Origin of the sequence: Erwinia sp. V90_4 (assembly GCF_029967685.1) — a bacterium.
GTDB classification, from domain to species: Bacteria; Pseudomonadota; Gammaproteobacteria; order Enterobacterales; family Enterobacteriaceae; genus Erwinia; species Erwinia aphidicola.
The window spans coordinates 115020-129667 of record NZ_JASCAQ010000043.1 but is presented as its reverse complement, the minus strand read 5'-3'; the positions used below and the strand labels follow the sequence as shown (position 1 = coordinate 129667).

General features: G+C 57.8%; 18 protein-coding genes. 5 read left to right on the top strand and 13 right to left on the bottom strand.

The genetic code is table 11. The features are described from left to right. The first annotated feature begins 195 nt into the window (after nucleotides 1-195). Complete coding sequence (gene mutT / locus QLG07_RS10530) at nucleotides 196-603, top strand: 8-oxo-dGTP diphosphatase MutT (RefSeq protein ID WP_282469178.1); 408 nt, start codon at nucleotides 196-198, stop codon at nucleotides 601-603. Between the two features lie 9 nt (nucleotides 604-612). Here the strand turns inward: mutT and yacG are convergent, their stop codons facing one another. Genes yacG through coaE form a run of 3 tightly spaced genes read right to left on the bottom strand, consistent with a single transcriptional unit; the run spans nucleotide 613 to nucleotide 2185 of the window. Beyond that, the gene (gene yacG, locus QLG07_RS10525) at nucleotides 613-816 is read right to left on the bottom strand and encodes a DNA gyrase inhibitor YacG (protein ID WP_048914908.1); all 204 of its coding nucleotides are present in this window, start codon (nucleotides 814-816) and stop codon (nucleotides 613-615) included. A gap of 9 nt (nucleotides 817-825) precedes the next feature. Further along, entirely contained in the window at nucleotides 826-1569 is a 744-nt protein-coding gene (gene zapD, locus QLG07_RS10520) for a cell division protein ZapD (protein WP_282469177.1), read from the bottom strand. Between the two features lie 4 nt (nucleotides 1570-1573). Further along, nucleotides 1574-2185, bottom strand: coding sequence for a dephospho-CoA kinase (gene coaE / locus QLG07_RS10515; RefSeq protein WP_133624497.1), 612 nt, complete (start codon nucleotides 2183-2185; stop codon nucleotides 1574-1576). A 250-nt stretch (nucleotides 2186-2435) separates the two neighbouring features. On the opposite strand from coaE, the gene QLG07_RS10510 reads away from it, so the two are divergent. Then, a complete protein-coding gene (locus tag QLG07_RS10510; protein ID WP_048914910.1) occupies nucleotides 2436-3476 on the top strand; it encodes a GMP reductase in 1041 nt (346 codons plus the stop codon). A 44-nt stretch (nucleotides 3477-3520) separates the two neighbouring features. Here the strand turns inward: QLG07_RS10510 and hofC are convergent, their stop codons facing one another. The 5 genes from hofC to nadC all read right to left on the bottom strand — a co-directional run bounded on the left by hofC (nucleotide 3521) and on the right by nadC (nucleotide 8394). Beyond that, on the bottom strand, nucleotides 3521-4720 hold the full coding sequence (gene hofC, locus QLG07_RS10505) for a protein transport protein HofC (protein WP_282469176.1): 1200 nt from the start codon (nucleotides 4718-4720) through the stop codon (nucleotides 3521-3523). After that, on the bottom strand, nucleotides 4713-6116 hold the full coding sequence (gene gspE / locus QLG07_RS10500; RefSeq protein ID WP_282469175.1) for a type II secretion system protein GspE: 1404 nt from the start codon (nucleotides 6114-6116) through the stop codon (nucleotides 4713-4715). Before gspE ends, hofC begins: the two co-directional genes overlap by 8 nt. Further along, complete coding sequence (gene ppdD / locus QLG07_RS10495; protein WP_282469174.1) at nucleotides 6113-6553, bottom strand: prepilin peptidase-dependent pilin; 441 nt, start codon at nucleotides 6551-6553, stop codon at nucleotides 6113-6115. The genes gspE and ppdD overlap by 4 nt, the downstream gene beginning before the upstream one ends. Nucleotides 6554-6750: 197 nt before the next feature. Next, a complete protein-coding gene (locus QLG07_RS10490) occupies nucleotides 6751-7116 on the bottom strand; it encodes a helix-turn-helix transcriptional regulator (protein WP_048914914.1) in 366 nt (121 codons plus the stop codon). 387 nt (nucleotides 7117-7503) lie between these two features. Then, on the bottom strand, nucleotides 7504-8394 hold the full coding sequence (nadC, locus tag QLG07_RS10485; RefSeq protein WP_048914916.1) for a carboxylating nicotinate-nucleotide diphosphorylase: 891 nt from the start codon (nucleotides 8392-8394) through the stop codon (nucleotides 7504-7506). A 95-nt stretch (nucleotides 8395-8489) separates the two neighbouring features. On the opposite strand from nadC, the gene QLG07_RS10480 reads away from it, so the two are divergent. After that, nucleotides 8490-8798: a LysR family transcriptional regulator gene (locus QLG07_RS10480; protein ID WP_282469173.1), complete on the top strand. Its 309-nt coding sequence runs from the start codon at nucleotides 8490-8492 to the stop codon at nucleotides 8796-8798. Here QLG07_RS10480 and QLG07_RS10475 read toward each other — a convergent pair. From QLG07_RS10475 to QLG07_RS10465, 3 genes are all read right to left on the bottom strand, one after another. Further along, nucleotides 8785-9450, bottom strand: a complete 666-nt coding sequence (locus QLG07_RS10475; protein WP_282469172.1) for an anti-sigma factor — start codon at nucleotides 9448-9450, stop codon at nucleotides 8785-8787. The genes QLG07_RS10480 and QLG07_RS10475 overlap by 14 nt on opposite strands. Then, nucleotides 9447-9989, bottom strand: coding sequence for a sigma-70 family RNA polymerase sigma factor (locus QLG07_RS10470; protein WP_187498521.1), 543 nt, complete (start codon nucleotides 9987-9989; stop codon nucleotides 9447-9449). Before QLG07_RS10470 ends, QLG07_RS10475 begins: the two co-directional genes overlap by 4 nt. A gap of 117 nt (nucleotides 9990-10106) precedes the next feature. Continuing rightward, nucleotides 10107-10664: a fasciclin domain-containing protein gene (locus QLG07_RS10465; protein ID WP_048914919.1), complete on the bottom strand. Its 558-nt coding sequence runs from the start codon at nucleotides 10662-10664 to the stop codon at nucleotides 10107-10109. Nucleotides 10665-10848: 184 nt separating this feature from the next. On the opposite strand from QLG07_RS10465, the gene ampD reads away from it, so the two are divergent. Further along, a complete protein-coding gene (ampD, locus tag QLG07_RS10460) occupies nucleotides 10849-11424 on the top strand; it encodes a 1,6-anhydro-N-acetylmuramyl-L-alanine amidase AmpD (RefSeq protein WP_048914920.1) in 576 nt (191 codons plus the stop codon). Then, nucleotides 11421-12275, top strand: a complete 855-nt coding sequence (gene ampE, locus QLG07_RS10455; RefSeq protein ID WP_187498522.1) for a beta-lactamase regulator AmpE — start codon at nucleotides 11421-11423, stop codon at nucleotides 12273-12275. Before ampD ends, ampE begins: the two co-directional genes overlap by 4 nt. Here the strand turns inward: ampE and QLG07_RS10450 are convergent. After that, nucleotides 12246-13220, bottom strand: a complete 975-nt coding sequence (locus QLG07_RS10450) for a family 43 glycosylhydrolase (protein WP_187498523.1) — start codon at nucleotides 13218-13220, stop codon at nucleotides 12246-12248. The genes ampE and QLG07_RS10450 overlap by 30 nt on opposite strands. After that, nucleotides 13204-14631: an MFS transporter gene (locus tag QLG07_RS10445; RefSeq protein ID WP_048914923.1), complete on the bottom strand. Its 1428-nt coding sequence runs from the start codon at nucleotides 14629-14631 to the stop codon at nucleotides 13204-13206. Before QLG07_RS10445 ends, QLG07_RS10450 begins: the two co-directional genes overlap by 17 nt. Nucleotides 14632-14648 lie beyond the last annotated feature (17 nt).

Genomic DNA, 14648 nt, shown 5'->3' with positions numbered 1-14648 from the left:
GCCAGGATGATTCATAGTGGAATACACTAAGCAAATACTCGCTGCGGGATAAAATTAAACTCTCTTATTTTACTTATTGTCCGGGCTGTTAACACCTGCATCCTGTAAAGATGTGTATATGCGGCAGCAGGACAGTACTCTCAATCGGTGATAAAGTGACGCGGTTCAAATTAAACCCTGGCAGAGTGAATAAGCATGAAACATTTACAGGTAGCAGTAGGCATTATCCGTAACGGCGCTCGGCAGATTTTTCTGGCTCAGCGCGCCGCCAGTTCGCATATGGCAAACATGTGGGAATTTCCGGGCGGTAAAATCGAGAGCGGTGAAACGCCAGAGCTGGCGTTGAAACGTGAGCTGCAGGAAGAGACCGGCATTGAGGTGCTGAGCGCCAGCGCATACGGGATTGCCGACCATACTTACGCCGACCTGCGCGTGACGCTGCACTTCTTTCTGGTTGAACAGTGGAATGGCGAGCCGTATGGGCGGGAAGGGCAGCCGTCACGCTGGGTGGATCAGGCTGAGTTGCAGGCCGATGAGTTTCCACCGGCCAACGCGGAGCTGGTGGCGCGCCTGAAAGCTGAAGCGCATCAGGCCACGCCGTAACCTTAACAGCTAGTCGCGATCGAGCAGTTGCTCACTCCAGCTTTCGTTGTCATTCAGACCGTCGCTGCTGGGAATACGCTTCTCTTCAGCGGCCCATTCGCCAAGATCGATCAGCTGGCAGCGCTTGCTGCAAAACGGACGCCAGCTGCTAAGTTCATCCCAAATGACCTGCTTGCCGCAGGTCGGGCAGTTCACCATGGTTACATCACTCATACAATTACCTCAACAACAGGCCAGCTCAAAATCGAGACGGGCGGGAACTTCACCCCGTTCACTATCCAGCGGCAGAAAACGGATGGCATAACGGCTTTTATGACCGGAAACCTGCGGATAAAGAGAGTCGTCCAGCTTTAACTGCAGGCGCAGCAGGTCAGCACCCTCGGCGTTATCCTGGAAGAAACCATTCAGGCTGGTGTGGTTGCGGAAAATCCCGGACTGACGGATCAGGTCGAGGATCATCGTCAATGCATCGCGCATTGGCGCCAGGGAGTTCAGCCAGATGGCCACCTGCTGGTCACGTAGCGGTTGTTCAATATGAAGCCAGATATGCAGCGTCGGCAGATCAAAGCTACAGCAGCCACCCGGAATGCTCAAACGCTGACGCACCAGAGCAATTAAACGGTCTTCGCGCAGCAGCTGGCCCATGCGCGGGGCGGCCATCAGCGCCGCACCGCGGGTTTTCAGGTCGGCACGCAGGGCATCAATCGTGGCGGTATCCACGCCGGGAACTTCAGACCATGACTGCAGTTTTTGCTGCTGACGCTCCAGCTCTTTAAGGATTTCGGTGCGCAGTTCACCACGCTCAAACACGTCCAGCAGCTCGGCGGCATTGCGGAAAAATGTCAGCGCGCCCAGGTGATCAACAATGTTCTGGCTGGCGCTAAGTTGCTTGAGTAAAAATTCGATACGCAGCCAGGTACGCATTTTTTCGTTCAGTGGATGTTCAAAAAGAACCGTTGTGCTCATGCTGTTAATCCCGATCGGTTGCTGCTGCCAGCGCCAGATAGCGCTGATGGAGTTCAGCAACGCGCGCGATCGCCGTTTCGGGCGATCCGCTGTTATCAATAATGTCATCCGCCACTGCCAGACGCGCTTCACGCGAAGCCTGAGCAGCAAGAATATTTTCCGCCTGTTCACGGCTGATACCGTCGCGGCGTAGGGTGCGCGCCAGCTGGGTTTCACGGTCTACGTCGACCACCAGCACCCGGTCAGCGAGGTGTTGCAAATGGTTCTCAACCAGCAGCGGAACCACCCACAGGCACCAGGCCGAGCGGGTCAATGCTAACTGCTTACGCGTCTCTGCATGGATAAGAGGATGTAACAGTTTGTTAATCCAGCTTTTATCCTGCGGCGAACTAAAGATTTTCTGCCGCAGCACGCCCCGGTTCAGCGAACCGTCCGGGTGCAGAATCTCATCACCAAAGCGTTGAGAAATGGCCGCCAGTGCCGGCTGCCCAGGCGCTACCACCTGGCGCGCAATCACGTCTGCATCAACAATATCAATGTCCAGTGCGGCAAAAGCGTTAGCAATGGTACTTTTTCCACTGCCGATGCCGCCGGTTAGCGCAACGATATAAGGCATGCTTTCAAGTTCTCGCTGCTTTGTTGACCTGATTTTACACCGCCCAGCTCAATTTTGAGGCGCAGATCACAAAGCAGTTTTACAGGTAAATTTAACGGATTGTAGCGTAAATAAAGCAAATTTCGCAGTCTTGTCGGCGCGTTTTTAGCGCGTATGATAGCGTCACTGGAACAGGCATTCAGCTTTATCCGCGCCGCGTAACCCTGAAAGGAGCGCTCCCGGATCACCGCCATCAACCAGGATAATTGTTATGCGCATCGAAGAAGATATTAAGTTAGGCTTTAAGGATGTTTTAATCCGTCCAAAGCGTTCCACTCTGCAAAGCCGTTCTCAGGTTGAGCTGGAACGTCAGTTCACCTTCAAACACTCCGCTATCAGCTGGTCCGGCGTTCCTGTCATTGCCGCCAATATGGATACGGTGGGCACGTTCAGCATGGCGACGGCGCTGGCTTCCTTCAATATTCTTACTGCCGTCCACAAGCATTACAGCGTTGAGCAGTGGCGTGAGTTTGTCATCCGTAGCACCCCCGAGGTATTGCGCCATGTTATGGTCTCAACCGGGACGTCAGATGCTGACTTTACCAAGCTGCAGCAGATCCTGGCCTTGTCTCCGGCGCTAAATTTTATCTGTATCGACGTGGCAAACGGCTATTCCGAGCACTTCGTGCAGTTCCTGCAGCGTGCGCGTGAGGCCTGCCCGGGGAAAACGATCTGTGCCGGAAATGTGGTGACGGGTGAGATGGTGGAGGAGCTGATCCTCTCCGGGGCGGATATTGTCAAGGTGGGCATCGGTCCGGGTTCCGTCTGCACCACGCGGGTGAAAACCGGCGTCGGCTATCCGCAGCTTTCCGCCGTGATTGAGTGCGCCGATGCGGCACACGGCCTGGGTGGGCAGATCGTCAGCGATGGCGGTTGTTCCGTGCCGGGCGATGTGGCGAAGGCCTTTGGCGGCGGCGCTGATTTCGTCATGCTGGGCGGCATGCTCGCCGCCCACGACGAATGCGAAGGCACGCTGGTTGAGGAGAACGGCGAGCAGTTTATGCTGTTCTACGGCATGAGCTCCGAATCCGCCATGAAACGCCACGTCGGCGGAGTGGCGCAGTACCGTGCTGCCGAGGGCAAAACCGTTAAGCTGCCGCTGCGTGGGCCGGTTGATCAGACCGCGCGTGACATCCTTGGCGGGCTGCGCTCAGCCTGTACCTATGTAGGCGCAGAGCGTTTAAAAGAGCTGACTAAGCGCACCACGTTTATCCGCGTTAACGAGCAGGAAAACCGCGTCTTTAATCGTTAAAGATTGCTGTTGACCAGGGGCCGTCGTGCATCCAGCGCGACGGCCTAACCCAGCGCATCACCGAGGCGGAACACCGGCAGATACATGGCAACCACCAGCGTGCCGACAATCGCGCCAATCACCACCATCATTAGCGGCTCCAGCGCGGCTGCCAGCGCATCCGCCAGCTGATGAGTTCGCTGTTCATGCCAGCCCGCCAGCCGTGCCAGCAGCGCATCCAGCGAACCTGACTCTTCCCCCACTTTCACCAGCTGATAGCACAGCGGCGTAAACAGCTGATGCGTCTTTAATGCCTGGTGCAGCGGATTGCCGTTTTCGATATGCCGCTGCAGCGCAGCAATAGCTTCGCGCCACAGCAGCGGCGATAGCGTCTTCTCTACCGCCTGCAAACTTTGCAGCAGCGTCAGCCCGGCGCGCTGGGTGAGCGCCAGGGTGGTAAAGATCTGGCTCAGCAGGCTGCCACGATACAGGGCGGCGATCAGCGGCAGCCGCATCAGCAGCCGCTGCTCGCGGCGCTGCCAGCCAGGGGACTTTTTATGCAGCCTGCGCCAGAGCAGAACAACCGCGATAACCAGCGTAATGCCCGGCAAGGCCTGCTGCTGGATGAGCTGCGAGAAGGCGATCACCGCGGCGGTAAACGCCGGCAGTGGGGCATTGAATGTCTGATAAATCGCGACAAACTCCGGCAGAACAAAGACCAGCATACCGATGCTAACCAGTAGCGCTACCGCGAGGATAAACAGCGGATAGCGCAGCGCCTTTTTCACCTTCTGCTGCAGCTGCTGCTGCTGTTCCTGTTGCAACGCCAGCTGCAGGCAGCACTCATCCAGCTCTCCGGTCAGTTCACCGATGTGGATCAGTGCGGCGTACAGCGGCGGAAATACATCAGGCCAGGCCGCCAGCGCGTCTGAAAAAGGGATACCTGATGTAATCCGCTGCTGGAGTTCCAGCAGCAGGGCCTGCCAGCAGGGTTCAGGATGCCCCTCACCCAGCAGCTGCAGGCTGGATGCCAGCGGCATTCCCGCCTTGAGTAAGGTTGCCAGCTGGCGCACCAGCGCGGTTTTTTGCGCCCCTTTCCACTGACGTTGCCCACAGCGCTGGCGCGGGGATATCTTCAGCGGCAGCTGGTGATGCGCGGCAAGGTCGGCCGCAATCTGCCCGGCGCTGGGGGCAAAACTGCAGCCGTGATGCAGGTTGCCGCTATCGTCCATGGCCTGCCAGCGAAACAGGTAGCGCTTACTCATCACAGCCTCCGGCAACGCGTGTCAGCTCCTCGAGGGTGGTATCGCCCCGATTCACGCAGTGAAGTCCCTCGACAAACAGTGAATTCAGCCCCTGCTGACGCGCGATTTTCTCCAGCTCTTCAGGCATGGCCGAGCTGGCCAGCGCATTTTGCAGCCGTGCAGATATCGGCAGCATTTCGAACAGCGCCAGGCGGCCGTAAAAACCGGAAAAGCAGCGATCGCACCCTACGGCGTGCCAGTTCTGAATGGTTCCCGGCCAGATATGTGATGGCAGATGAGCTGTAGCCTCGGCGGGCTGACGGCAGTGCGGGCACAGCCTTCGCACCAGACGCTGGGCAATCACCAGTTTCAATGCTGAAGCCAGCAGATAACCGGGTACGCCCATCTGTCCCAGCCTGACCAGCGTTTCGGTAGTTGAGTTAGTGTGCAGCGTCGACAGCACCAGGTGACCAGTCTGCGCCGCTTTCACCGCAATTTCAGCTGTTTCACCATCGCGGATCTCGCCGATCATAATCACGTCGGGATCCTGGCGTAGCAGCGCGCGCAGCACCCGATGGAAATCGAGCCCCGAGCGGGGGTGGATCTGGGTTTGGTTGATCCCCGCCAGCGGGATCTCCACCGGGTCCTCCACGCTGCACAGATTACGCGTGGCGATATTCAGCCAGCTCAGCCCGCTGTAAAGCGTGAACGTTTTGCCACTGCCGGTCGGGCCTGTCACCAGGATCATGCCCTGCGGGCGTGAGAGGGCTTCGCGGTAACGCTTAAGTTGGGGGGCAGGCATCTTGAGATTCTCCAGTGCCACCGACTGGGAATCACTCTGCAGCAGGCGCACCACGGCTTTCTCACCCCCGCGCACCGGCAGCGTCGACAGGCGGAATGAGTGGGTTTGCTGGCCAAGCTGCAGGGAAAACTGCCCATCCTGCGGCACCCGGCGCTTAGCGATATCCAGGCTGGCGAGGATTTTCAGGCGCGCAATCAGCGGGGCGCTGTTCTCCGCCCAGCTGCCCGGCAATTGCTGCAGTACGCCATCGACGCGTAAGCGGACGCGCAGCCCCTTTTCCTGTGGTTCAAGGTGAATATCCGACGCGCGCTTCTGCAAAGCCTGGGTCAGCAGTTCGTTAATCTTCACAACGGCCTCACCGCTGTACTCTTCGGCGCTCTCCTGTGCTGATGCGGTGGCGCTATTTCCCTCGCGCTGAATAAATTGTTCAAGCCTGGCCTGAGGCCAGCACTCCACTTCGATGGCACTTTGTGTGGCAAAGCGCAGTTCTGTCATCATTTCGTGACCCGGAGTAGCGGCCAGTGCAATGTGCAGCCGCTGGGCATTGAACCCGACAATCACCGCCTGATAGCGCTGGCAGATGGCCTCTACCGCGCGCTGCGTCTCTGGGTTCATGGCGCCTGCTCCTCATCAAAGCGGAACACATCCTGGCAAGCCTCTTGCAATCCGGAAGACTGGCTTTTACAGCTGCGCTGCCAGTCCATCTGTCCGTTATCGCTGTTCCATTGCGGTGTCAGTTTGACGTCCAGCCCTTTAAGGCTCTCCTTGCCGCTTAGGGCAATCACGCCGGCTTTAACGCTGAGTGCCGACACATAGCGAGAAGTGCGCTCCATCGGCACACCGTTGCTGCCTGCGCTGCAGTTGCCGCTACCGCCGTGCTCGATAGCGCAGAGCTCAACGGCGGTTTTGAACGGCATCGCCGTTTGCAGCATATCGGTCAGCGCGGCTTTTTGCAGATAGCCCTGGTAAGCGGGCAGCCCGATAGCGCTGAGAATGGCAATAATGGCGATAACGATCATCAGTTCGATCAGGGTGAATCCCTGCTGGTTCATGGCAAACCTCCTTGTGGTTAAGAGGTGAGCAACATAATTCGCCACCGCAGGCTGGCGCCAGCAGCGATCCCGAGTTTTCAGAGCGGGGCCGTAAACAATTTTTGTCTGTTACATCAGCGGATTAATATGGCGGAAGGCGGCTCGCAAAAATAAAACCTGGGCAGAAAAAAGGCCACTGTATGAAGTGGCCTGAATCGTCAGAGGATAAGTTGTTCGGGGCGGCATTGGTAAAGTCTGGCAAGTTTCTCACGGGTTTTCTTATGCGGTTTACTGTCAACGCGCTCCCACTGCGAAACGGCGGACTGGGTGGTACCCAGCTTTTCCGCCACGTCATATTGCGACAGGCCGCGATGAATGCGCCAGGCTGCCTGCAGGCTGACCTCCTGCCCGACCATGATCCCGACAATTTCCTGCGGAACGGTTTCATTATCATGTTCGTCAGCCTCATAGGGCAGGCTGGCCCATTCACTGCTGGCATTGGACAGCAGCTTTTCATACTCGGCCACAGGCAGTACTACAAACTGCGCCGTGCCGTTTTCATCATAAATAACCTGTTTTGGCACTGGGTATCCTCCAGTCTGAGAGCCATGTTCCGTATCTGGTTGCGTTAGTATGTATGGGTTGCCCGAAGCTATCCCTGGCATAGCCACACGAGGTTGATTAGATAATAGGTCTAAAATTTGGCTTATACAATCACTTTACTAATTATCTAATCCCTATGTGGGCTGGTGCTGTGTAACACATTCCGCTGTTAATCTCATTAACCCTCCCTCTGTTGCCAGCGGTAGCCATGATTTTTCAGAGCGGGGCCGTAAACAATTTTTGTCTGTTACATCAGCGGATTAATGTGGCGGAAGGCGGCTCGCAAAAACAAAACCTGGGCAGAAAAAAGGCCAGCACATGTAGCTGGCCTGAGGTACAAACAGCTGAAGAGCAGGGATGACTAGCGCTTAGCGAAAGCGCATCGACAAATCGAGGGCACGCACATGTTTGGTCAATGCACCAACGGAGATATAGTCCACGCCGGTTTCGGCAAAGGTTCGCAGGGTCTCGTCGGTGACATTCCCGGAGACTTCCAGCAGGGCGCGGTTGTCACTCAGCTTGACGGCATCGCGCATCTGCTCGACGGTAAAGTTATCGAGCATCACGATATCTGCACCAGCCTGCAGCGCTTGCTCAAGCTCTTCCATGGTTTCGACTTCGACCTCTACCGGCACATCAGGGTGCATCCAGAAGGCTTTCTCCACCGCTTTGGTGATCGAACCGCAGGCAATAATGTGGTTCTCTTTGATCAAAAAGGCATCCGACAGGCCGAGACGATGGTTGGCGCCACCCCCGCACAGCACGGCGTACTTCAGCGCGGTACGCAACCCGGGCAGGGTTTTACGCGTATCCAGCAGCTGGGTGCGGGTACCTTCCAGAATAGCCACATAGCGGCTGACTTCAGTCGCTACGCCGGACAACGTCTGCACAAAATTCAGCGCGGTGCGCTCTGCGGTAAGAATAAGCTTCGCCGGACCGATAGCTTCGAACAGCGTCTGGTCGGCAGCGATTTTATCGCCGTCATCCACATGCCAGGTAAGCTGTACTTTGTCACCGAGCTGGATAAACACTTCCTCCACCCAACGCTTACCGCAAAAAATACCGGGTTCACGGGTAATGACAACAGCGTGCGAGGCCGTATCGTCAGAGAGCAGGCTGGCGGTGATGTCCCGGCAGGGGTCCACTTCGCCACCCAGATCTTCACGCAGCGCCTGCGCGACGGCAGGGGGAATATCGTCCTCAATACGGTCCATCAGTTCAGCACGGCGGCTGTCGGGATCGTAACGGCGAGATGTCATGATCAAACTCCGAAAGGTCGGGTAACAGAGGCTGACATGCTAGCGTGTTTAATCCGGCCTTGCCAGCCACCTCAGCGCACGAAAGGCGTGTCATGATGGCGCCGTTGAAACCGATCACCTTCGACCTGGAAGCCGTGCGAACCTTCGTGCGGGCAGTGGAGTTGGGCAGTTTTGTGCAAACAGCAGGCCAGCTGCAGCAATCGGCCTCTGCGGTCAATGCTCAGCTGAAGAGGCTGGAGCGGCAGTGCGGGCTGCCGCTGATACAGGCGTCCGGCGCACAGCTGACGTTAACCACAGGCGGTGAAGTGATGATTGCCTATGGCCGACGCCTGCTGGCGTTAAACGACGAAGCGGTCAGCATTTTGCTCTGCGCTGGCGCTCAACGGGGGGTTAAAGCTGAATGACCTTGCCGCTAAACAGGACTGGTCCGGTGGGTTGCCCGGTGGGGGAGCCACCGCGAGGCTCCAGGCTGATCGCCAGCGTTGGCAGGCTGGCAAGCTGAACGGGCCTGATGCTCACCTGCTGGCTGGCGGAGGTGGCAATCAGCCCCAGCGACTGCGGTTTTTCACCCGGCGGGATCAGCCAGAGTTGCAGGCTGCGGTCTGGCTGAATGGCTGCAGCGTTGATAGCCTGCACCGTCAGCCGGTCTTTGGCCGCATTAAGGCTGACCACCCACGACCCCTGCTGTGCGCTGCCGTTGAGAACAGCCACGGCCTGTGGAGCAGCAGGCGGGGGCGTAAGCTGCGTGTAGATTAGCGCACCGGCAAAAGAGGCCGCCAGCGCCCAGCCCAGCCACGGCCAGCGCACGACGCTGCGGGCTGGCGTTTTGTCCGCTGGCAGGCTGTGCGCCAGCCGTTGCCAAACCGCTTGCGGAGGCGTAACCGGCTTAACGTTGTGGTCCAGCTCCGCCAGCGCGTGCTGCCAGCGGCCGACTTCGGCCGCCAGTTCAGGCTCCTGCAGCAGGCGGCGGGCGAAACGCTGGCGCGCCGCGCCGCGCAGCGTGCCAAGGGCATATTCTGCGGCCAGGGCTGAGTCGTAATCGCGTCTGCTGTTCATAGGCCCACACACTCTTTCAATTGCGCTAATGCCCGGCGGATCCAGCTTTTTACCGTGCCGTCCGGTTGCTGTAAATGCTGCGCTATTTCACGGTGCGACAGCCCCTGATAATAAGCCAGACGGATGCTTTGCCGCTGTTCCGGCTGCAGCTGGTCCATACAGTCAGCCAGCCTGCGCGATTCCGAGCGGAACGGCGAATCCTGAGTGGGGTCGTCAGCGTCTGACAACGCTTCCTCTTCCAGTTCGATAACGCGGTTATCCTGCAGGCGTAAATAATCGATTGCACGGTTGCGCACGATGTTCGTTAACCAGGTTTTGGGGGCGCTGAGCGCCGGATCGAAGCTGGCGGCACGCTGCCAGACGGTGAGAAAGCTGTCGTGCAACACCTCTTCAGCCCAGCCACGCCGGTGCAGCATGCGCAGTGCAATGGCGAAAAGGTAAGGGGAATAACGGCGGTACAGCGCTTCGAAAGCGCGCTTGTCCCCTGCGGCTATTGCCTGCATCAGCACAACCTGGCTATCAATCACGTCGTCCGTCATGAACCATCCTGAAAAAAGGTGCAGAGGGGTTAAAAATCCTGCTGCACCAAGTGTATACCCTTATTTTTAACCTCTGCGGGTATTTTAATATTTTCCCTGGTGTTACCGGGTAAATCTTTATGGCATCAGGACGGTATCAATCACGTCAATCACGCCATTTTTCTGCTGCACATCATAGGTACTGATATTGGCGACATTGCCTTTATCATCTTTCAGCTGAATATTGTGCGGGCCGTTCATCATCAGCCACAGCGGTGCGCCGTTTACGGTCTTCAGCTCTGTGCTGCCGTGGCCCTGTTTGATTTTTTTCATCAGCGCCTGCATATCATATTTCCCGGCAACCACATGGTAGGTCAGCACGCTGGTGAGCATGGCTTTATTTTCCGGTTTTAGCAGATTATCAACGGTGCCGGCAGGCAGTTTGGCAAAGGCCGCATTGGTCGGGGCAAAGACGGTGAACGGGCCCGGGCCCTGTAGCGTGTCTGCCAGTCCAGCCGCTTTAACCGCAGCCACCAGCGTGGTGTGATCTTTAGAATTAAGGGCATTCTCAACGATATTATGGGAAGGGTACATAGCGGCCCCGCCTACCATCACGGTATTCTGCGCCATCTCAGCCATTGACGCGGCGCTAAACAGCAGTGATGCACACAGAGCAGAACGGATGAATGTTTTCATGATGAATTCCTCAGGGTAAGAGAAGGCATTTTTGCCTCACACTGCTATCTACGGTTGAGGCGATAAATTGGATGCAGAATCAGAAAAATATTTTTCTTCGGCGCTAATCAGCGGGCAGAGAAGTTTGAAAAAGCGAAAAAAAATCATGTTAATCTGAAGGGAATTGAACACAGGAGAGCAGGGTATGCAGTTGCAAGAGGGTTGGATAGCTGGCGTCCGGCGCGTGCCGTCCCCCCATTTTAACCCGCGGCCGGATGATGAAACGCCTTCGCTGCTGGTGGTCCACAATATCAGTCTGCCCCCGGGTGAGTTTGGTGGCCCGTGGATTGACGCGCTGTTTACCGGCCAGCTCGATCCTGAAGCCCATCCCTATTTTGCTGATATCCACCATCTGCGGGTGTCAGCCCACTGCCTAATCCGTCGTGACGGAGAAATTGTGCAGTATGTTCCGTTTCATCTGCGCGCCTGGCACGCGGGCATCTCTCTTTATCAGGGGCGGGAAGCCTGCAACGATTTCTCTATCGGCATTGAGCTGGAGGGGACCGATACGCTGCCCTACACCGATGCCCAGTACGCTGCGCTGCAGGCCATTACCGAACTGCTGGTGCAGCACTATCCCCTGATTGCGCAAAATATTACCGGGCACAGTGATATTGCCCCGCAGCGTAAGACCGACCCTGGCCCGTCCTTCGACTGGCCACGTTTTCGCGCCGGGCTGGCGCACCTCACCCAGACTACTGTTAATGGGAGTAAGGCATGACGTTATTTAGCCTCTTGCTGGTTCTCGGATGGGAACGCTTGTTTAAAATGGGGGAGCACTGGCAGCTTGACCACCACCTGATGCCGCTGTTCCGCGGTCGTCAGCGTTTTTCGCTAATGCGCACGCTGCTGATGATGCTGCTGGCAATGGCGGTGGTTGCCCTGTGCCTGCTGGCGCTGAACGGGCTATTTTTTGGCGTACCGAAGCTGCTGTTCTGGATTCTAGTCGGGCTGCTGTGCATCGGGGCGGGGTCGGTGCGCCTGCACTATCACGCCTATTTGCAGGCGGCCAGCCATAACGATGCCGACGCGCATAATGCGATGGTGGAGGAGCTGACGCTGATCCACGGCGTGCCGGGCGAATGTAACGAACGCGAATTCCTCTGCGAGCTGCAAAATGCGCTGCTGTGGATCAACTACCGCTTCTATCTCGCGCCGCTGTTCTGGTTTGTGGTGGGTGGCCCGTGGGGGCCGGTGCTGCTGGTGGGTTACGCTTTCCTGCGCGCCTGGCAGAGTTGGCTGGCGCGCAGGCAGGATGCGCTGGCGCGTGCGCAGTCGGGCGTGGATGCCATTCTGCACTGGGTTGACTGGATCCCGGTTCGGCTGGTGGGCGTGGCCTATGCGCTGCTGGGTCACGGTGAGCGCGCGCTGCCCGCGTGGTTCGCCTCCCTGGGCGACCGTCATACGCCGCAGTATCAGGTGCTGACCCGCCTGGCGCAGTATTCGCTGGCGCGCGATCCGCACCTTGATAAGGTAGAGACCCCGCGCGTGGCGGTGGCACTGGCGAAAAAGGTGTCGCTGGTGCTGGTGGTAGTGGTTGCGTTACTGACTATTTACGGCACGCTGGTGTAACACCGTGTCGGCCGGTGGTGTGCCAAACTGCGGCATGCCATCGGCGCCCCAGCTGAAGGTTTTGATGCGCGTATGGCGGTTAGGGTCATACAGCGGGTCCCCCTCAATTTCCGTGTAATTGCGCGCGTGATAAACCAGCACATCCTCGCCATTTTCCCCCTGCGTAAAGCTGTTATGCCCCGGGCCATACTGACGGTTCTCCCAGCTGGTGGTGAACACCGGTGCGGCGGATTTTTGCCAGTTAGCCGCTTCCAGCGGATCGGCATCCGCGTCAATCCACAGCAGCCCCATGCAGTAGTTCTCATCGGTAGCGCTGGCAGAGTAGCTGACAAACAGCCGCTGGCCATGGCGAATAGCCGCGGGCCCCTCATTGACGCTGAACCCCGCGCACTCCCACTCATACTGCGGGCGGCTGATCATCACCGTCGGGCCGCTGAGCTGCCACGGGGTCGCCAGCTCACTGAGATAAAGGTTGGAGTTGCCGGGGATCGCCGGATCTTTCTGCGCCCACAAATACCAGTGTTTGCCCTGATGTATGAAGTGGGTGGCATCCAGCGCGAAGCTGTCGATGGGAGTAACGACCTGGCCGCGCTCCTGCCAGCTTCCACGCTGGGGATCGGCATCATCGCAGGTAAGGGCAAACATGCGGTGCTGGAACAGGCCGTTTTTAATCTCCTTTGACGGCGCGGCGGCAAAATAGATCACCCACTGCCCGTCAATATGGTGCAGCTCCGGCGCCCAGATCAGTGCGCTCAGCGGGCCGCGATCGGGTTTACGCCACACGACGGTCGCCGGGGCATCTGCCAGTTGGGCCAGCGTCTCAGCACGGCGGATCTCCAGCCGATCATACTCGGGTACGGAGGCAATAAACCAGTAGCTGTCCTGATGGCGCAGGATGAACGGGTCGGCGCGTTGTTCAATTAATGGATTAGGCCAGTGGCTCATCGGCGGCTCCTTTAAGTTTGGTTTTCAGCGGTTTGCTGTGGTGATAGTCATTGAGTTCCTGGTAATTGACCCGGCGCTGTTCCAGCTCCCGCTGGATCTGCTGCATCAGCGTGCGGTCTACCTTCAGCAGGCGCACTACGCCCGCAGTGATCAGATAGCCCACGCCGGGGATCACGGTGAACAGCAGCACAATACCGTTCAGCGCCGCCGGGCTTTGCTGCTTAGCACCCGCGTCGTAGCCGTACCATGACAGCAGGAAACCGACCATCGCTCCGGCAACCGCCAGCCCGACTTTGAGGAAGAACAGGTTGCCGGAGAAGCTAATCCCGGTAATGCGCTTGCCGGTTTTCCACTCGCCGTAGTCATCCACGTCTGCCATCAGCGACCAGTGCAGCGGTGATGGGATCTGATGCAGAATATTCAGCAGGAAGTACATCACCAGCACCAGTACGGTGGCCTGCGGGTTAAGGAAGTAAAAGCCGCTGGAGAAGATCGCCAGCGCGATGTTGGTCCAGAAAAACACCTTCAGTTTGCACCAGCGGTCGGTCAGCACTTTCGCCAGCGTGCTGCCGAGCATCATGCCCACTACGCCAAGGCTGATAAACAGCGTGGCGAAATGGGTCGACTGCTGCATCACCCAGGTGACGTAATACATGGTGGCCGCCATGCGGATAAAGCCAGGGCAGACGTTGCACAGCGTCAGCAGCAGGATGCGTACCCACTGATCGTTTTTCCACACGTCGCGCAGGTCGGCTTTCAGATCGTCATTGCTCGGCACCGCCGGTCGGATACGTTCGCGCACCGTGGCGAAGCAGAACAGGAACATCAGCAGCGCCACCAGGGCCATCACGCCCATCGCCATCTGGTAGCCGCGCGCTTTATCTGCGCCGCCGAACCACTCCGCCAGCGGCAGCAGCGTCAGTGACAGGATCAGGGTGGCAATCCCCACCATGACAAAGCGGTAAGACTGGCAGGAGACGCGTTCCCCCGGGTCATTGGTGATCACCCCACCGAGCGAGCAGTAGGGAATATTGATGGCGGTATAGGTGAGCGACATCAGGAAATAGGTGACAAACGCCCAGATGACTTTGCTCTGGTAGCTCCAGTCCGGGGTGGTGAACATCAGCACGCTAAACAGGACATAGGGCAGGGAGATCCACAGCAGCCACGGGCGAAAGCGCCCCCAGCGGCTCTGAGTACGGTCGGCAATCGCGCCCATAATCGGGTCGGTAACCGCATCCAGCACCCTGACCGACAGCAGTAAAATGCCCACCAGCGCCGGAGCCAGGCCAAAGACATCGGTGTAGAAATAGTTAAGAAAAAGCATAATGGCGCCGCCGATCATATTGCACCCGGCATCGCCCATTCCGTAGCCAATCTTCTCTCTGACAGAGAGTGCTGTGCCCTTCATGGATAATTCTCCCGCTT